Origin of the sequence: Pseudomonas sp. TH07 (assembly GCF_016651285.1) — a bacterium.
Classification (GTDB): Bacteria; Pseudomonadota; Gammaproteobacteria; order Pseudomonadales; family Pseudomonadaceae; genus Aquipseudomonas.
Window position 1 is genome coordinate 2,194,768 of sequence record NZ_JAEKED010000001.1, and the last position, 17,441, is coordinate 2,212,208.

At 62.5% G+C, this 17,441-nt stretch carries 15 protein-coding genes and 1 riboswitch; of the genes, 12 read left to right on the forward strand and 3 right to left on the reverse strand.

Annotated elements, in window-relative coordinates; translation table 11 throughout:
• Positions 1–80 precede the first annotated feature (80 nt).
• On the reverse strand, positions 81–413 hold the full coding sequence (locus JFU57_RS10315) for a DMT family transporter (RefSeq protein ID WP_242487468.1): 333 nt from the start codon (positions 411–413) through the stop codon (positions 81–83).
• A 103-nt stretch (positions 414–516) separates the two neighbouring features.
• Between JFU57_RS10315 and JFU57_RS10320 the strand changes: the two genes are divergently transcribed.
• Both JFU57_RS10320 and waaA read left to right on the forward strand, forming a co-directional pair.
• A complete protein-coding gene (locus JFU57_RS10320; RefSeq protein ID WP_201129180.1) occupies positions 517–1,419 on the forward strand; it encodes a LysR family transcriptional regulator in 903 nt (300 codons plus the stop codon).
• A gap of 11 nt (positions 1,420–1,430) precedes the next feature.
• The gene (waaA, locus tag JFU57_RS10325; protein WP_201129181.1) at positions 1,431–2,711 is read left to right on the forward strand and encodes a lipid IV(A) 3-deoxy-D-manno-octulosonic acid transferase; all 1,281 of its coding nucleotides are present in this window, start codon (positions 1,431–1,433) and stop codon (positions 2,709–2,711) included.
• A 187-nt stretch (positions 2,712–2,898) separates the two neighbouring features.
• Here the strand turns inward: waaA and JFU57_RS10330 are convergent, their stop codons facing one another.
• Positions 2,899–4,332 (reverse strand): TolC family outer membrane protein, encoded by a 1,434-nt coding sequence (locus JFU57_RS10330; RefSeq protein ID WP_020299466.1) that lies wholly within the window; start codon positions 4,330–4,332, stop codon positions 2,899–2,901.
• Between the two features lie 197 nt (positions 4,333–4,529).
• Positions 4,530–4,634: riboswitch (TPP riboswitch) on the forward strand.
• Positions 4,635–4,799: 165 nt separating this feature from the next.
• On the opposite strand from JFU57_RS10330, the gene thiC reads away from it, so the two are divergent.
• Positions 4,800–6,689, forward strand: coding sequence for a phosphomethylpyrimidine synthase ThiC (gene thiC / locus JFU57_RS10335; protein ID WP_020299465.1), 1,890 nt, complete (start codon positions 4,800–4,802; stop codon positions 6,687–6,689).
• 103 nt (positions 6,690–6,792) lie between these two features.
• Entirely contained in the window at positions 6,793–8,085 is a 1,293-nt protein-coding gene (gene cytX / locus JFU57_RS10340; RefSeq protein WP_201129182.1) for a putative hydroxymethylpyrimidine transporter CytX, read from the forward strand.
• On the opposite strand, the gene JFU57_RS10345 is transcribed toward cytX, so the two are convergent.
• Positions 8,054–8,800, reverse strand: a complete 747-nt coding sequence (locus tag JFU57_RS10345) for an RsiV family protein (RefSeq protein ID WP_201129183.1) — start codon at positions 8,798–8,800, stop codon at positions 8,054–8,056. The two genes, cytX and JFU57_RS10345, sit on opposite strands and share 32 nt — an antisense overlap.
• Before the next feature lie 223 nt (positions 8,801–9,023).
• Between JFU57_RS10345 and JFU57_RS10350 the strand changes: the two genes are divergently transcribed.
• The 8 genes from JFU57_RS10350 to parC all read left to right on the forward strand — a co-directional run bounded on the left by JFU57_RS10350 (position 9,024) and on the right by parC (position 17,437).
• Positions 9,024–9,641 carry an NUDIX domain-containing protein gene (locus JFU57_RS10350; protein WP_078469535.1) on the forward strand — a complete coding sequence of 206 codons (618 nt, stop codon included), beginning with the start codon at positions 9,024–9,026 and terminating at the stop codon, positions 9,639–9,641.
• Positions 9,632–10,084, forward strand: a complete 453-nt coding sequence (locus JFU57_RS10355; RefSeq protein ID WP_020299461.1) for a DUF1249 domain-containing protein — start codon at positions 9,632–9,634, stop codon at positions 10,082–10,084. The genes JFU57_RS10350 and JFU57_RS10355 overlap by 10 nt, the downstream gene beginning before the upstream one ends.
• Positions 10,085–10,182: 98 nt before the next feature.
• Complete coding sequence (cpdA, locus tag JFU57_RS10360; protein WP_201129184.1) at positions 10,183–10,998, forward strand: 3',5'-cyclic-AMP phosphodiesterase; 816 nt, start codon at positions 10,183–10,185, stop codon at positions 10,996–10,998.
• 109 nt (positions 10,999–11,107) lie between these two features.
• Positions 11,108–11,716: a YqiA/YcfP family alpha/beta fold hydrolase gene (locus tag JFU57_RS10365; RefSeq protein WP_078469538.1), complete on the forward strand. Its 609-nt coding sequence runs from the start codon at positions 11,108–11,110 to the stop codon at positions 11,714–11,716.
• A gap of 43 nt (positions 11,717–11,759) precedes the next feature.
• Entirely contained in the window at positions 11,760–13,664 is a 1,905-nt protein-coding gene (gene parE, locus JFU57_RS10370) for a DNA topoisomerase IV subunit B (protein ID WP_020299458.1), read from the forward strand.
• The gene (locus JFU57_RS10375) at positions 13,664–14,647 is read left to right on the forward strand and encodes an esterase-like activity of phytase family protein (protein WP_201129185.1); all 984 of its coding nucleotides are present in this window, start codon (positions 13,664–13,666) and stop codon (positions 14,645–14,647) included. The genes parE and JFU57_RS10375 overlap by 1 nt, the downstream gene beginning before the upstream one ends.
• Positions 14,644–15,162, forward strand: coding sequence for a retropepsin-like aspartic protease family protein (locus tag JFU57_RS10380; RefSeq protein ID WP_020299456.1), 519 nt, complete (start codon positions 14,644–14,646; stop codon positions 15,160–15,162). Before JFU57_RS10375 ends, JFU57_RS10380 begins: the two co-directional genes overlap by 4 nt.
• 10 nt (positions 15,163–15,172) lie before the next feature.
• Positions 15,173–17,437 (forward strand): DNA topoisomerase IV subunit A, encoded by a 2,265-nt coding sequence (gene parC, locus JFU57_RS10385; protein ID WP_078469541.1) that lies wholly within the window; start codon positions 15,173–15,175, stop codon positions 17,435–17,437.
• The last annotated feature ends 4 nt before the right edge of the window (positions 17,438–17,441 follow it).

The following is a 17,441-nucleotide window of genomic DNA, read 5'->3' on the forward strand; positions in this document are numbered from 1 at the left end:
CAAGTTTCAAGCTTCAAGCCGCAAGCTGCAAGCGTGTCGCCTTTCTTGCCGAGCAAAGCCTGTCGCTTGCCGCTGTTTTCCTAGTGCCCGGCGGTTTTCGAAAACAGCTGGATCACCACCACGCCAAGGACGATCAGGCCCATGCCGAGCATGGCCGGCAGGTCGAGTTTCTGGCCATAAAGGAACAGCGCCGCGACGCTGACCATGACGATGCCCATGCCGGCCCATACGGCGTAGGCCACGCCCACGGGGACGGTACGCACCACCAGGGTCAGCATCCAGAACGCAATGCCGTAGCCGACGATGACCAGCAGCAGTGGCAACGGGGTGCTCAAGCCTTTGACCGCTTTCATCGAAACGGTGGCGATCACTTCGGCGCAGATGGCGATGGCCAGGTAGGTGTAAGCGTTCATGGGGACTTCCTCGTGGTGGTGCGTGCTGGATGAGGTCGGCATTTTAGAGTGCGCCCAGATGCGGTAAAGTCATTACCTATCTAAATTGAAGATAGGTTGCGCCATGAGTGTGCAGTGGAATCTGGAACATCTGCAGTTGTTTATCAGCGTCGCCGAACTGCGCTCCTTTTCCGCTGCGGCGCGGGATCAGCGCAAGGCGCAATCGGCGGTCAGCAGTGCGATTGCGTTGCTTGAGGCGGACCTGGGATTGAGTCTGTTCGAGCGTAGCAGCGGGCGTCAGCCACGCTTGACCGAGGCCGGCGAGGCGTTGCTCGAAGATGCGCGGGAAGTATTGCGCCAGTGCGAGCGCCTCAACGGTCGGGCGCTGGCCATGATGCGCGGCCAGGAGCCACGGCTGCGTGTGGCGCAGGACGAGGCGATGCCCTATCAGGCGGTGGTCGACAGTTTCGAGGCCCTGGCCTTGCAGTTCCCCAGTATCGAAGTGCAATTGACCAGTGCCGCCCAGGGTGACGTGGCGCGCAAATTGGTGGAGCGCCGGGCCGATCTCGGGTTGCTGTTTTATCACGAGCAGATTCCCGAGGCCCTGGAGCGTCGGGTATTGGGCAGTGTGGAAATGGTCACCGTGTGCGGCGTGGCGCACCCGCTGGCCCGGCAGGCGCGGGTGGATTGCCAGCAGTTGGCGCAGCATCGCCAGCTGTTGATGTCGACTCAAGCCAGCGTCTACCCCGGCAGCGAGGCTGCCAGCCCCCAGGTCTGGCGCGCCGACAGTTTCTATGTAATGGCCGAGTGGCTGGTGCGCGGCCTGGGGTGGGCCTGGTTGCCACGGCATGTGGTGCAGTACCCGGCGTATCAGGACCAGATGGTCGAGCTCAGCAGTGAGTGGACGCCCCCGGCGCTGGTGGTCGAGCTGGTGTGGCGTCGCGATGAGCCGCTGGGACCTGCGGCGCGTTGGCTGGCGGAACGTTTTGCCGTGCACTTGCAGGCTATCGGCGGCAAAAGCCGATAAACTCCGCCGCCATGAATAGAACTCTGTATACCGCGCTGTTTTACCTGGGGCTGCCATTGGTGGCGATTCGGCTATGGCTGCGTGCGCGCAAGGCGCCGGCTTACGCCAAGCGCGTTGGCGAGCGCTTTTCCTATGGTCTGCCGCCGTTGCAGCCGGGCGGGATCTGGGTGCACGCGGTGTCGGTGGGCGAAAGCATTGCGGCGGCGCCGATGATCCGCGCATTGCTGGCGCGCTACCCGCAACTGCCGATCACCGTGACCTGCATGACCCCGACCGGCTCGGAGCGGATCCAGGCGATGTTCGCCAATGAGCCACGAATCCAGCACTGCTATCTGCCTTATGATCTGCCCTGTGCCGCCGCGCGCTTTCTCGACCGGGCAAAGCCGAGGCTGGCGGTGATCATGGAGACCGAGCTCTGGCCCAATCACATCCACCAATGCGCCAAGCGCAGCATCCCGGTGGCGCTGGCCAATGCGCGCTTGTCCGAGCGTTCGGCCAGGGGCTACGCACGGTTTGCCCGATTGACCCGGCCGATGCTCGAGGAAATGAGCTTGCTGGCGGTGCAGACCGCTGCCGAGGCTGAGCGCTTCCTGAGCCTGGGCGCGCGCCCGGAGGCGGTGCAGGTCACGGGTTCGATCAAGTTCGACCTGACGATCGACCCGCAATTGCTGGTGCGGGCCAGTGAGCTGCGCCAGCAGTGGCGAGCGGTGGAGCGTCCGGTATGGATCGCTGCCAGTACCCACGAAGGTGAGGACGAGGTGGTGCTCAATGCCCATCGTCAGTTGTTGGCGAGCCATCCGGATGCCTTGCTGATTGTGGTGCCGCGTCATCCGGAGCGCTTCAACTCGGTGTTCGAACTGTGTCGCGAGCAAGGGTTCGAGACCATTCGCCGTTCCACCGGTGAGCCGGTCACCCGCAGCACGTCGGTGCTGTTGGGCGACACCATGGGCGAGTTGCTGTTTCTCTACGCCCTGGCCGACAGCGCCTTTGTCGGAGGCAGCCTGGTCAGCAACGGCGGGCATAACCTGCTGGAGCCGGCGGCGCTGGCCAAGCCGGTACTGAGCGGGCCGCACCTGTTCAACTTCCTGGAAATCGCCGCAATGTTGCGCGAGGCGGGGGCCTTGCAAGAGGTCGACGATGCCGAGGGGTTGGCGGTGGCGGTGCAGCGTTTGTTCGAGCTGCCACGGGATGCGCAGAAAATGGCCGACGCGGGCCTTAAGGTCATGGCGGCCAACCAGGGTGCCCTGCAACGCTTGCTCGACGGCCTCGACCGCCTCCTCAACCCCCGCTGACCTGTAGCCGCTGCCGCAGGCTGCGCTGGCCCGAATCGACGCTGGGGATATTCCTGAGGTACCTCCGGCATTCCCTATGGCCAGCGCAGCCTTGTGCCTCGGCCGCAACTACAGATGAGCCACTGTAGCCGTAGGCGGCAATAAAAAAGGCCACCCGCTTGGGTGGCCTTTTTTTCTGTCGGTGTGCTCAAGGGCGGGCTTTAAGCTGCTCTTGCGCGGCTTTGGCCAAATCCGGTGGGAGGAAGTCGCGGTCCGGGTTGTAATCGGCCTTGAGGTAGCGCGACAGGTCCTGCAGGTCGCCCGGACTCAGGGTGCCCGCAGCCTGCTTCAGGCGCAGGTTGTCGAGGATGTAGTCGTAGCGGCTGTTGTTGTAGTTGCGTACCGAGGTGTACAGCTGGCGCTGGGCGTCGAGTACATCGACGATATTGCGCGTGCCCACCTGGTAACCGATTTCGGTGGCTTCCACCGCGCTCTGGTTGGAGATGATCGATTGGCGCCGGGCTTGCACCTGCTCGACATCGGTATTCACCGCGCGGTGCAGGTTGCGGGTGTTTTCCACCACCTGCCGGCGCAGGCCTTCGCGTTGCTGTTCGGTCTGGCTCAGGCGCGAATAGGACTCGCGCACCTGGGAACTGGTCAGGCCGCCGCTGAAGATCGGGATATTCAGCTGCAGGCCGACGGTGCGCTGCTCGACGTCGCTGCCATAGCGCTGGCCCAGGGGGTTGGGGTTGCTGAAGCCGAGGGCGTCGTTATCGCCTTTCTTGTACTGCGCTACTGCGTCCAGGGTCGGTGCGTGGCCGGCCTTGCGCTGCTTGAGGGTTTCTTCGGCGGCGCTGACCGCGTAGTTGCTGGCCAGCAGGTTGAGGTTCTGGCGGGCGGCGGTGTCGACCCAGGACTTGGCGTCATTCGGCGTCGGCGCCAATACCGGCAAGGTGTGGACAATGCCCTGGATCGAGTTGTACTCGCGGTTGGTCAGGGTGATCAGTGCTTCGAAGGCATCGTCCACCTGGCGCTGGGCGAGGATCCGGTTGGCCCGCGCCGTGTCGTAGCTGGCCTGGGATTGCAGGACGTCGGTCTTGTCCGAGAGGCCGACATCGAAGCGCTCGTTGGACTGGTCCAGCTGGCGCTTGAAGGCCGATTCCTCGGCCTTGGTCGAGGCCAGGTTGTCCTGGGCACGCAGCACTGCGAAGTAGTTTTCGGCGGACTGCAGGATCAGGTTCTGCTCGGTGGCCGACAGTTGCAGGGCCGCCTGTTCATTGATGTCTTTGGCGGCTTGCAGTTGGAACCAGCGGTCGGCGCGGAACAACGGTTGAGCCAGGGTCGCCTGGTACACGGTGCCGCTGCGGGTGGCGGTCATCGAAGGTTCGTCGAACTTGGTCCGGGTGTTGTTCATGTCGGCGCCGGCCGAAAGATTGGGTAGCAGGCCGGCACGAGCCTGGGGTACGACTTCTTTCTGTGCGCCGTATTGGGCGCGAGCGGCGGCCAGGTCGGCGTTGTTGTCCACGGCTTCCTGGTAGACGCTGACCAGATCGGTCTTGGTGGTTAAGGGCGCTTCTGCTGCCCAGGCCAATCCATTGGACGCACAAGACACGGCAAGGGCCAGTGAGAGTTTGCGCAGCATGAGACGATCCCTAGAGTTGATATTACGGCGATAATTCAAGCGCCAAGGCTACGGCGCGGCCCGTGGAGCGTCAAGGCGCTGCACAGCCCAGCGAGTGTAGATGTGCTGACCTGTCGCAACAATCCTGCAATTACGCCATTCATCATGCTGATTGCACGGGCATTGGCATTGGGCGCGGACTTTGGTCTAGACTGCGCGAGTTCTTGTCGGGGTGCCTTGCTATGAGGCTGAGATCGGATAATCCGGATCCCGTTGAACCTGATCAGGTTAGCGCCTGCGTAGGGAACAAGATTTCTCGTCACCCGGCGAGTCCTCTTGTGCTTCGTCCGGGATGTTGTTCGACAATCGAACACCCCTCGAGCACTGAGCACAGCACCCACTGGCTTTTTCAGTGACGCGTGCGTCCATTCGTTACAGGTTCGCTCCGACAAAAATCCACTGCCTGGATGCTGTCTGGAGAGCCCGTGATGACTACAAAACTAAAAAGCGCAACCAACCTGAGTGACTCGGCCAAGGTCGATCAGCAGTCGGTTCAGCCCTTTACTCGCTCGCAAAAAATCTACGTCCAGGGCTCGCGCCCGGACATCCTCGTGCCAATGCGCGAAATCAGCCTCGATGTGACCCCGACCGACTTTGGCGGCGAGATCAACGCGCCGGTCGTGGTCTACGACACCTCGGGCCCGTACACCGACCCCAACGTCATCATCGACGTGCGCAAAGGCCTGGCCGATGTGCGTTCGCCGTGGATCGAAGCCCGTGGCGACACCGAGCGCCTTCCCGGCCTGAGCTCCAACTTCGGCCAGGAGCGCCTGGCCGATGCCGAGCTGACCAAGCTGCGCTTCGCCCACGTGAACAACCCGCGCCGGGCCAAGGCCGGGGCCAACGTCAGCCAGATGCACTACGCGCGCCAGGGCATCATCACCGCCGAGATGGAATACGTCGCCATCCGCGAAAACATGAAGCTCGAAGTGGCCCGGGCTGCCGGCCTGCTCGATCAGCAACATGCCGGCCACAGTTTTGGCGCCAGCGTGCCGAAAATCATCACCCCCGAATTTGTCCGTGAAGAAATCGCCCGCGGTCGCGCGATCATTCCAGCCAACATCAACCACACCGAACTGGAACCGATGATCATCGGCCGTAACTTCCTGGTGAAGATCAACGGCAACATCGGCAACAGCGCCCTGGGTTCGTCCATCGAAGAAGAAGTGGCGAAGCTGACCTGGGGTATCCGCTGGGGTTCGGACACGGTCATGGACCTGTCCACCGGCAAGCACATCCACGAAACCCGCGAGTGGATCATCCGCAACTCGCCGGTGCCGATCGGCACCGTACCGATCTACCAGGCCCTGGAAAAAGTCGGCGGCGCCGCCGAAGACCTGACCTGGGAGCTGTTCCGCGACACCCTGATCGAACAGGCCGAGCAGGGCGTGGACTACTTCACCATCCACGCCGGCGTGTTGCTGCGCTATGTGCCGCTGACCGCCAAGCGCGTGACCGGCATCGTCTCCCGGGGCGGCTCGATCATGGCCAAGTGGTGCCTGGCGCACCACAAAGAGAACTTCCTCTACACCCATTTCGAAGACATCTGCGAAATCATGAAGGCCTACGACGTCAGCTTCTCGCTGGGCGATGGCCTGCGTCCGGGCTCGATTGCCGACGCCAACGACGCCGCGCAATTCGGTGAGCTGGAAACTCTCGGCGAACTGACGAAGATCGCCTGGAAGCACGACGTGCAGTGCATGATCGAAGGCCCGGGCCACGTGCCGATGCAGTTGATCAAGGAGAACATGGACAAGCAGCTGGAGTGCTGTGACGAGGCGCCGTTCTACACCCTCGGCCCGCTGACCACCGACATCGCTCCGGGCTACGACCACATCACCTCCGGCATCGGCGCGGCGATGATCGGCTGGTTCGGTTGCGCCATGCTCTGCTACGTCACACCCAAGGAACACCTGGGCCTGCCGAACAAGGATGACGTGAAGACCGGGATCATCACCTACAAGATCGCCGCCCACGCGGCCGACCTTGCCAAAGGCCATCCCGGCGCGCAGATCCGCGACAACGCCCTGTCCAAGGCGCGCTTCGAGTTCCGCTGGGAAGACCAGTTCAACCTCGGCCTGGACCCGGACACCGCGCGCTCGTATCACGATGAAACCCTGCCGAAGGATTCGGCCAAGGTCGCGCATTTCTGCTCGATGTGCGGGCCGAAGTTCTGCTCGATGAAAATCACCCAGGAAGTCCGTGAGTACGCGGCCAACCAGCGGATCGAAGCCATCGACGTGGACGTCGCCCAAGGCCTGGCGGAACAGGCCGAGCGCTTCAAGCAGGAAGGCAGCCAGCTGTACAAGAAGGTTTAAGCCGCAAGCGGCAGGCTGCACGTTGCAAGCGAGGGCGCCGCGCCTTTTCTTGCAGCTTGAAGCTTGCTGCTGCGTTTCTCTGTCCCTCTCTGAGTCTCTCCCCTTGAGCATTCAATCCAGCACCTATTCCCCGGATATCGCGGTGCCCACCGACAAGCGTGTGTTTGGCGGCCGCGATCTGTTTTCCCTGTGGTTTTCCCTCGGCATCGGCCTGATGGTGTTGCAGACCGGTGCCTTGCTGGCCCCTGGCCTGGGCATGTCCGGCTCGTTGCTGGCGATTTTTTTCGGCACGGCGGTGGGCGTGTTGCTGCTGGCGGCGGTCGGTGTGATCGGCAGTGACACCGGCCTGTCGTCGATGGCGGCGCTCAAGCTCAGCCTCGGCAACCGTGGCGCCAGTCTGCCGGCGTTGCTCAACCTGCTGCAGCTGGTGGGTTGGGGATCGTTTGAAATCATCGTCATGCGCGATGCGGCCAGCCTGCTCGGCGCCCGCGCCTTCAGCGAAGGCAGCCTGTGGAGCAACCCCGTGCTCTGGACCCTGTTTTTCGGTGCACTGGCGACCCTGCTCGCGGTCAGTGGCCCGCTGACCTTTGTCCGCCAGATCCTGCGCAAATGGGGCATCTGGCTGCTGCTGGCGGCCTGCCTATGGCTGACCTGGAACCTGCTGGCCAAGGTCGATCTGGCGGCCCTGTGGGCTCAGGCCGGTGACGGTTCGATGCAGTTTGCCGTAGGTTTTGACATTGCGATCGCCATGCCGCTGTCCTGGCTGCCGTTGATTGCCGATTACTCACGCTTCGGCAAGCGCGCCAGGACCGTGTTCGGCGGCACCGCGCTGGGCTTCTTTATCGGTAACTTGTGGCTGATGAGCCTGGGTGTGGCCTACACCCTGGCCTTTGCTCCGAGCGGCGAGGTCAATGCGCTGCTGCTGGCGTTGGCGGGGGCCGGCCTGGGGATTCCGCTGTTGCTGATTCTGCTGGATGAGTCGGAAAACGCCTTCGCCGACATTCACTCGGCGGCGGTTTCCAGCGGGATTCTATTGCGCCTCAAGGTCGAGCACCTGGCCCTGGCCATTGGCGTGCTCTGCACCGTGATCGCCTGCCTGGCACCGCTGGCGCAGTACCAGAACTTCCTGCTGCTGATCGGCTCGGTATTCGCGCCGCTGTTCGGCGTGGTGCTGGTGGATCACTTCATCCTGCGTAAACGCAGCGCCCAGGTTTCGGCTGCGAGCTTGCGCTGGCCGGCGCTGCTGGCCTGGCTGGGTGGGGTCAGCACCTATCACCTGTTGGCCAACTTCTACCCGGATGTCGGCGCAACCCTGCCGTCGCTGATTCTGGCAGGACTGCTGCAATGGCTGCTGGGCCGTGCCTTCAGTTACGGGCGGGAAACAGCTCGGGTTTGAGGATGCCGTTCAGGCGGTTGTAGGGGATCTTCAGTTCAACGTGGCCGAGGGCGTAAGGCGCGATCACCGACACGTTGTACTTGAGGATCACGCCGCCGGAGGTCAGCGCCACATTCGGGGTTTTCTGGAAGGGCCAGCTCTTGATGTACTCCGGCTCCTGATCCAGCTTGGTGCTGATCAGCCAGCTGTTGTGCGCCACTTGTGCGGCCTTCCAGAAGCTGTCTTCCTGCCCCGGCAACAGCATGTCGGCGAGGTTCAGCGCCTTGTGCTGCGCCCGTGAATAGTTGATGAAGCCGCGGCCCGGCGTGCCATGGGCGGCGCCGGTATCCAGATAACTGGCCAGCTCGATGATCACCAAGCCGTCATGCTGCTCACGTACCTTGGCTTGCAGGTACATGCTGTTGCGGCTGGGGGCGTCGCGTAAAAACGTCTGCCGATAGGCGCTGAGTGTGGCTGGAACCGAGTCTTGCGGGCTGGTACGTGTCATCTGCAACAGGCGCTTTTCGATGACGGCGTCCAGTTGCGGCTCGTCCGGGAAATGCACGGTGTCGATATTGACCAGCGGGCAATCCGGGGCATTGCACCCGGGCTTGATCTGCTCCGACTTGTCGCTGGTGGTGCTCAGCGGAGTCTTGTAGCTGGGCTGGAACAGGCTTTGGCAGGCGCCCAGGGTCAGGGCGATACAGGCCACGGAGGCGATTTTGGCAAGCGACATGGGCGTCCTTCATAAACCAGGGGGGAGCGAAAGTTACCGGCTTCGACTGTCGGCGAGGCAGTCAGTTCGCCACTAAGCTCAATACAGGCAATTAGATTAGGTTTGCCCCCTCGCCGTCTATCCCGCTGACAGGAAAGGGGCTGCATCCGGGGTCACGGGCGCGTTAGGATGGCGCGAAGTCGAGGGGGATCCTCGCAAGAACAGGCAGTAGACGAGGATTGCTATGACTGACTTTGCCAACGCCACGCCGAGCGCGGTCGATATTGTCCGCCGCGAGAAATGCTACCAGGGCTTCTATCAGCTCGATCGACTGCACCTGCGCCATGAGCTATTTGCCGGTGGCATGGGCAACGAGATCAGCCGTGAAGTATTCGTGCGCCATGATGCCGTGTGCATGCTGCCTTACGACCCGCAGCGCGATGAAGTGGTGCTGATCGAACAGTTTCGCGTCGGTGTCGTGGGAAAGACCGGCAACCCATGGCTGATCGAACTGGTGGCTGGCCTGATCGACAAGGACGAACAACCGGAACAGGTTGCTCACCGCGAGGCGCAGGAGGAAGCTGGGCTGGACATCAGTGCGCTGTGGCCGATGACCAAATATTTTCCATCGCCGGGGGGCAGCACTGAATTCGTTCATCTGTTTCTCGGGCGCTGCGACAGCCGTGGCGTCGGCGGCCTGCACGGGCTGGTGGAGGAGGGTGAAGACATACGCGTGTCGGTCTGGGCTTTTGAAGACGCGCTGCAGGCGGTACGGGATGGGCGGATTTCCAACGCGGCGAGCATCATTGCCTTGCAATGGCTGGCTCTGAATCGCGCTGAAGTGAGGGGGCTATGGTCGTAAACAAGCAACGCGACCGCTATCGGGTCGATCTGGTGGGGCTGCAAACCTCCTGCGAGGCCAACTACGCGCGCTTGATGCGCCTCTTGCCCGACATGCGCAACCAGCCGGTCGCCCGGCGCATTGCGGTGACCCAGGGTGACCAGATGCTGGGCGTGCTGGCCCTCGAAGTGCTGCAGGCCTGCCCCTATACCACCACCTTGCAGGTGCGCCAGGAACACAGCCTGCCGTGGCTGCCGGTGCCGCAGCTGGAAGTGCAGGTGTATCACGATGCGCGGATGGCCGAAGTGATCAGCGCCGAACATGCCCGGCGCTTTCGCGGCATTTATCCTTATCCCAATGCACACATGCACCAACCGGACGAGAAGGCCCAGCTCAACGTATTCCTCGGTGAGTGGCTGAGCCATTGCCTGGCCTGCGGCCATGAATTCGAAGCAGTGCGGTAGTTGTGAACTGCGTCCGGTTCGCCAGTTTCCTCTTTTGAATTTCCCCCAGCATAATTGCGCCACCTTTTATATCCCGTGACACGCCCTGGGAGACCGCCTTGCCGAGCGTATCCACTCTGACCACCGACGATAGCGTGTTGCTGGTGCAACTCTCCGACAGCCACCTGTTTGCCGAGGCGGACGGCACCCTGCTGGGCATGAATACCTGCGACAGCCTGCAACGGGTGATCGAACTGGTGCTGGCCCAGCAACCGAAGATCGACTTGCTGCTGGCCACCGGTGATCTGTCCCAGGACGGCAGCCTGGAGTCCTACCAGCGTTTTCGCCAGATGAGCGCGTCCATTGCCGCCCCGGCGCGCTGGATCCCGGGCAATCACGATGAGCCCCAGGTCATGGCCCAGGCCGTCACCCAAAGCCCGCTGCTCGAGCCGGTGGTGGACATCGGCAATTGGCGCGTCACTCTGCTCGACTCGGCAGTGCCGGGCTCGGTGCCGGGTTATCTGCAGGATGAGCAGCTGCAATTGCTGGTCCGTTCCTTGAGCGAGGCGCCTGATCGCCATCACCTGGTGTGCCTGCACCATCACCCGGTGTCCATTGGCTGTGCGTGGATGGAACCGATCGGCCTGCGCAACCGCGAAGCGCTGTTCGCCGTCCTTGAGCGCTTCCCTCAGGCGCGGGCGGTGCTCTGGGGCCACGTGCACCAGGAGATCGACCGCTTGCACGGCAGCCTGCGGCTGCTGGCATCGCCCTCGACCTGCATTCAGTTCGAGCCCGGCAGTGAAGATTTCAAGGTCGATGAGCGGGCGCCGGGTTATCGCTGGCTGCGGTTGCTGCCCGATGGCGGCCTGGAAACCGGCGTCGAGCGGGTGACCGGCTTTGATTTCGAGGTCGACTACGGCAGCGACGGCTACTGAGCCCGGAGTGCCTGTCGCCGCGGCGGGACAAGTCGATACACCTGAAGGCAAGTCAATCCGCCAGACTCCCTGTAAACTGCGCCCTTTGCTTGATGCCTAGGGAGCTCGCATGTCCGGTTCGATCCTGTATATCCACGGTTTCAACAGCGCACCGGCGTCGCAGAAGGCCAGTCAGTTGAGTTCGGTGATGAGCACCCTGGGGCTGTCCGATCAACTGCGGGTTCCGGCCCTGCATCATCACCCGCGCGAGGCGATGGTCCAGCTGGAGCAGGCGATTGCCGAGCTCGGAAGGCCATTGCTGGTCGGCAGCTCGCTCGGCGGCTACTATGCCACTCACCTTGCCGAGCGGCATGGCCTGAAAGCCCTGTTGGTCAACCCCGCTGTCAGTCCGCATCGGATGTTCGACGGCTACCTGGGCACGCAGAAAAACCTGTACACCGATGAAACCTGGGAACTGACCCACGACCATGTAGCGGCCCTGGCCGAACTGGAAGTACCGGCGCCCCAGGATCCCCAGCGCTATCAGGTGTGGTTGCAGACAGGTGACGAGACTCTGGACTATCGCAGCGCTCAGCTGTATTACCGTGCCTGTGCCTTGCGCATTCAAGCCGGCGGCGACCACGGTTTCCAGGGTTTTGCCGGACAATTACCGGCGTTGTTGAGTTTTGCCGGCATTGGCACAGATCAGTACCAGGCGATCGATTTCACTGCACTGTGAAGCCGCGCCTCTATTTTCATTGAACGACTAACGACGAGACCCCATGGCCACTCCCAGCGCTAGCTCTTATAACGCAGACGCCATCGAAGTCCTCTCGGGCCTCGACCCGGTGCGCAAACGCCCGGGCATGTACACCGACACCAGTCGGCCGAACCACCTTGCCCAGGAAGTCATCGACAACAGTGTCGACGAGGCCTTGGCCGGGCATGCGAAGTCGGTGCAGGTCATCCTGCATGCCGATCACTCCCTTGAAGTGTCCGACGATGGTCGCGGCATGCCGGTGGATATCCACCCCGAAGAAGGGGTTCCCGGTGTCGAGCTGATCCTCACCAAGCTGCACGCCGGCGGCAAGTTCTCGAACAAGAACTACCAGTTCTCCGGTGGTTTGCACGGCGTGGGCATCTCGGTGGTCAACGCCTTGTCGACCCTGGTCCGGGTCAAGGTCAAGCGCGACGGTAACGAATACCAGATGACCTTCGCTGACGGCTATAAAGCCACCGACCTGGAAGTGATCGGTACCGTTGGCAAGCGCAACACCGGGACCAGCGTGTATTTCGCACCGGACCCGAAGTATTTCGATTCACCGAAGTTTTCCGTCAGCCGCCTCAAGCACGTGCTCAAGGCCAAGGCCGTACTGTGCCCGGGGCTGCTGGTCAGCTTTGAGGACAAGTCCACCGGCGAGAAGGTCGAGTGGCACTACGAAGATGGCCTGCGCTCCTACCTGGAAGACGCGGTCAGCGAATTCGAACGCCTGCCCAACGAGCCTTTCTGCGGCAGCCTGGCCGGTAACAAGGAGGCGGTGGACTGGGCCCTGCTGTGGCTGCCCGAGGGTGGCGACAGTGTGCAGGAAAGCTACGTCAACCTGATCCCTACGGCGCAGGGCGGGACCCACGTCAACGGCCTGCGCCAGGGCCTGCTGGATGCGATGCGCGAGTTCTGCGAATTCCGCAGCCTGCTGCCGCGTGGGGTCAAGCTGGCTCCGGAGGACGTCTGGGAACGCATCGCTTTCGTGCTGTCGATGAAGATGCAGGAGCCGCAATTCTCCGGCCAGACCAAAGAGCGCCTGTCGTCCCGTGAAGCGGCGGCCTTTGTTTCGGGTGTGGTCAAGGACGCCTTTAGCCTGTGGCTCAACGAGCATCCGGAGCTGGGTCTGCAACTGGCGGAACTGGCGATCAACAACGCTGGTCGTCGCTTGAAGGCCAGTAAAAAGGTCGAGCGCAAGCGCATCACCCAGGGCCCTGCACTGCCGGGCAAGCTGGCCGATTGCGCCGGGCAGGACCCGATGCGTTCCGAGCTGTTCCTGGTGGAAGGTGATTCCGCGGGTGGTTCGGCCAAGCAGGCGCGTGACAAGGAATTCCAGGCGATCCTGCCGCTGCGCGGGAAAATCCTCAACACCTGGGAAGTCGACGGCAGCGAAGTGCTGGCCAGCCAGGAAGTGCACAACATCGCCGTGGCCATCGGTGTCGATCCGGGCGCAGCGGACATGAGCCAGCTGCGTTACGGCAAGATCTGCATCCTCGCCGACGCCGACTCCGACGGCTTGCACATCGCCACCCTGCTTTGTGCGTTGTTCGTCCAGCATTTCCGCCCGCTGGTGGATGCCGGCCACGTCTACGTCGCCATGCCGCCGCTGTACCGGATCGACCTGGGCAAAGAGATCTACTACGCCCTGGACGAGGCCGAACGCGATGGCATTCTCGATCGCCTGGTGGCCGAGAAGAAACGCGGCAAACCCCAGGTCACCCGATTCAAGGGCCTGGGTGAAATGAACCCGCCGCAACTGCGCGAAACCACCATGGACCCCAATACCCGGCGCCTGGTGCAGTTGACCCTCGAAGATTTCGAGGCGACCTCGGAAATGATGGACATGCTGCTGGCGAAAAAACGCGCCGGCGACCGCAAGTCCTGGTTGGAATCCAAAGGCAACCTGGCGGAGGTTCTGGGCTGATGCGCAGAGGCTTTGCCCTGGCCTTGGCGCTGGTGGCGACGTCGGTGCTGGCAGAGCCTGTACCCGAGCTGAAATTGCTTGCCGAACACCCGGTCGAAGGCATGCGCGGCGGCAACCTGTCGGGGTTGGCGCTGTGCGGCAATGAGCTGTGGACGGTCTCCGACCGTGATGATGATCAGATCTATCGTCTCGATACCCGGGACACGGTGTGGCAGGCCGAGACCGTGCACATCGAGGTGCCTGCGGTGCCGGATGCAGGCTTGCCCTGGGGCCTGAAGTCGCGCACCTGGGCGACCTCGCTGGTGCGCGGGGGCGAGCTGGATTTCGAAGGCATCGCCTGCGATGGCGCGGGCAACAAGTACATCGTCAGTGAGTCCGAGGCCACGGTGCTGCAGGTGCCGGTGACGGGGCGGCCGGACTGGCTGAAAATCTCGCCGATCCTGGTGCGTGAGGCCCGGGCCAGTGGCATGTTGCTGCACTTCAATGCCTTGTTCGAAGGGCTGGCGGTCAACCCGGAAGGCAACCGCTTATGGCTGGCGGCCGAGCGCGAGCGCCGTGGGTTGTTGCTGATCAAGCGCGAACAAAGTGTCTGGAACTGTGACGGCGCCTGCGTATTGCTCAGCGAGGCGGGTGTGGAAATGCAGCCGGCGCAAATGCCCAAGGCTCGCGCGGTATCTCGGGACTTTGCCGATCTGGCCTTGTTCGAGGGCAAGTTATTCACCCTGGAGCGCAACGCCTATCGGATCTGTCGCCGGGATGCGCAAACGGCCAAGGTCGAGCGGTGCTGGTCGTTTGCCGCCGAGGCGCTGGTAGAGAATCGCCAGTATCCACAGGCGTACGGCCTGGCCGAAGCATTGCTGGTGGATGCCGATGGCGCCTGGATCGGCCTCGACAACAACAACGGTGCCCGGGTCGATGGCGAGAGCAGGCCGATCGTCTGGCGCTTTGCCGCCCCGCAAGGTGGCTGGAGCGACAAATCATGAGCCGACAGCCGGGCAGCCGTGCAGGGCGGATCATGCTGATCCTGGCTTGGGCCGCCGGTCTGTTTTTGGCCACGCAGTTTTTTTCGCAGTGGGAGCGGCGGCAGGAGAACCCCAACGCTGTCGTCACTTCGCAACAACACGAGGGTTACATCGAAGTGAAACTGGTCGGAAACGGCCAGGGACATTTCGTCGCCAGCGGCCAGATCAACGGCCAGCCGGTGGATTTCATGCTCGACACCGGGGCCACCGATGTGGCGATTCCCACCCGCCTGGCCGAGCGCCTGGGGCTGGAGAAAGGCTCCCCGGTAACCCTGAGCACTGCCAATGGTCGCAGCGAGGGCTATCGAACCCGCCTCGACCGGGTGCAGTTGGGCGATATCGTTTTACGTGATGTCCGGGCGCTGGTGGCGCCGGGGCTGGACGGTGAACAAGTGCTGCTGGGCATGAGCGCTTTGAAACAACTTGAATTTACCCAGCGTGGCGGCACTTTGCTGCTGCGCCAGACAACGAACTGATGAGGCCCGCATGAGCGACTCCCTTGATCTCAGCCTGGACGGTGTAGAGCGCCGGTCACTGGCTGACTTCACCGAAAATGCCTACCTCAACTACTCCATGTACGTGATCATGGACCGTGCCCTGCCGCATATCGGCGACGGCCTGAAGCCCGTACAGCGGCGGATCATCTACGCCATGAGTGAGCTGGGGCTGGACGCTGATTCCAAGCACAAGAAGTCTGCGCGTACCGTCGGTGACGTGCTCGGCAAGTTCCACCCCCACGGCGACTCGGCCTGCTATGAAGCCATGGTGCTGATGGCTCAGCCCTTCAGCTATCGCTACACGCTGGTGGACGGGCAGGGCAACTGGGGTGCGCCGGATGATCCCAAGTCCTTCGCGGCCATGCGGTATACCGAGGCGCGGTTGTCCCGTTACTCCGAGGTGCTGCTCAGCGAACTGGGCCAGGGCACCGCGGACTGGGGGCCGAACTTCGACGGTACCCTGGACGAACCCCTGGTGTTGCCGGCACGTTTGCCGAATATCCTGCTCAATGGCACCACCGGTATCGCTGTGGGCATGGCCACCGACGTGCCGCCGCACAACCTGCGTGAAGTCGCCACTGCCTGCGTCAGGCTGCTGGATGAACCCAAGGCTACGGTCGAACAGCTGTGCGAGCACATCCAGGGTCCGGACTACCCGACCGAAGCGGAGATCATTACCCCGCGCGCTGATCTGCTGAAAATGTACGAAACCGGCAAGGGCTCGGTGCGCATGCGTGCCGTGTACCACGTCGAAGACGGCGATATCGTGGTCACCGCACTGCCGCACCAGGTTTCCGGGGCCAAGGTCCTGGAACAGATCGCGGCCATGATGCAGGCCAAGCCCTCGAAAGCACCACAGGTTGCGGACCTGCGCGATGAGTCGGACCACGAGAACCCTTGCCGTATCGTGATTATTCCGGTCAATAGCCGGGTCGATCACGAAGCGCTGATGCAGCACCTGTTTGCTACCACCGATCTGGAGTCGAGCTACCGGGTCAACATCAATATCATTGGCCTGGACGGCAAGCCGCAGCTGAAAAACCTGCGCGCGCTGCTGGTGGAATGGCTGGAATTCCGGGTGCAGACCGTGCGTCGCCGCCTGCAATTCCGCCTCGACAAGGTCGAGCGTCGCCTGCACCTGTTGGACGGCTTGTTGATTGCCTACCTCAACCTGGATGAAGTGATTCACATCATTCGCACCGAGGAGCACCCCAAGGCCAGCCTGATCGCGCGTTTTGCCCTGAGTGAAATCCAGGCCGACTACATCCTCGACACCCGCTTGCGTCAATTGGCGCGGCTGGAAGAGATGAAGCTGCGTTCCGAGCAGGATGAACTGCTCAAGGAACAGGCCAAGCTGCAAGCCTTGCTCAACAGCGAAGCCAAGCTGAAGAAGCTGGTGCGTACCGAACTGATCAAGGACGCCGAAACCTATGGCGACGATCGCCGCTCGCCGATTGTCGAGCGCGCCGAAGCCAAGGCCATGACCGAGCACGATCTGCTGCCCAACGAGAAAGTGACGGTCGTACTCTCGGAAAAAGGCTGGGTGCGCTCAGCCAAGGGCCATGACATCGACGCCACCGGGCTTTCCTACAAGGCCGGTGACGGCTTCAAGACCTCGGCGCCGGGGCGTTCCAACCAATATGCGGTGTTTATCGATTCCACTGGCCGCAGCTATTCGGTGGCTGCGCACACCCTGCCGTCGGCACGGGGCCAGGGCGAGCCATTGACCGGCCGTCTGACACCGCCACCCGGGGCGAACTTTGAATGTGTACTGCTCCCTGAAGACGATGCTTTGTATGTCATCGCCTCTGACGCCGGTTATGGTTTCGTGGTCAAGGGTGAAGACCTGCAGGCCAAGAACAAGGCGGGCAAGGCGCTGTTGAGCCTGCCCAACAACGCCAAGGTGCTGCCACCACGCCCGGTCGCCGACCGCGAGCAGAACTGGCTGGCTTCGGTCACCACCGAAGGTCGCCTGTTGATCTTCAAGATCAGCGATCTGCCGCAGTTGGGCAAAGGCAAGGGCAACAAGATCATTGGCATTCCCGGCGAGCGCGTAGCCAGCCGTGAGGAATATGTCACTGATATTGCCGTGCTACCCGATGGCGCAACCCTGGTGTTGCAGGCCGGTAAACGTACCTTGTCGCTCAAGGCCGATGACCTGGAGCATTACAAGGGCGAGCGTGGACGCCGTGGTAACAAATTGCCACGTGGATTCCAGCGGGTGGATGCGTTGCTGGTAGAAAATCTCAATTAATGCG

Bases quoted from the DNA above. Each gene is read 5' to 3' on its own strand.
- JFU57_RS10315 (WP_242487468.1), bottom strand. From the start codon at position 413: ATGAACGCTTACACCTACCTGGCCATCGCCATCTGCGCCGAAGTGATC.
- JFU57_RS10320 (WP_201129180.1), top strand. From the start codon at position 517: ATGAGTGTGCAGTGGAATCTGGAACATCTGCAGTTGTTTATCAGCGTC.
- waaA (WP_201129181.1), top strand. From the start codon at position 1,431: ATGAATAGAACTCTGTATACCGCGCTGTTTTACCTGGGGCTGCCATTG.
- JFU57_RS10330 (WP_020299466.1), bottom strand. From the start codon at position 4,332: ATGCTGCGCAAACTCTCACTGGCCCTTGCCGTGTCTTGTGCGTCCAAT.
- thiC (WP_020299465.1), top strand. From the start codon at position 4,800: ATGACTACAAAACTAAAAAGCGCAACCAACCTGAGTGACTCGGCCAAG.
- JFU57_RS10345 (WP_201129183.1), bottom strand. From the start codon at position 8,800: ATGTCGCTTGCCAAAATCGCCTCCGTGGCCTGTATCGCCCTGACCCTG.
- JFU57_RS10350 (WP_078469535.1), top strand. From the start codon at position 9,024: ATGACTGACTTTGCCAACGCCACGCCGAGCGCGGTCGATATTGTCCGC.
- JFU57_RS10355 (WP_020299461.1), top strand. From the start codon at position 9,632: ATGGTCGTAAACAAGCAACGCGACCGCTATCGGGTCGATCTGGTGGGG.
- JFU57_RS10365 (WP_078469538.1), top strand. From the start codon at position 11,108: ATGTCCGGTTCGATCCTGTATATCCACGGTTTCAACAGCGCACCGGCG.
- parE (WP_020299458.1), top strand. From the start codon at position 11,760: ATGGCCACTCCCAGCGCTAGCTCTTATAACGCAGACGCCATCGAAGTC.
- JFU57_RS10375 (WP_201129185.1), top strand. From the start codon at position 13,664: ATGCGCAGAGGCTTTGCCCTGGCCTTGGCGCTGGTGGCGACGTCGGTG.
- JFU57_RS10380 (WP_020299456.1), top strand. From the start codon at position 14,644: ATGAGCCGACAGCCGGGCAGCCGTGCAGGGCGGATCATGCTGATCCTG.
- parC (WP_078469541.1), top strand. From the start codon at position 15,173: ATGAGCGACTCCCTTGATCTCAGCCTGGACGGTGTAGAGCGCCGGTCA.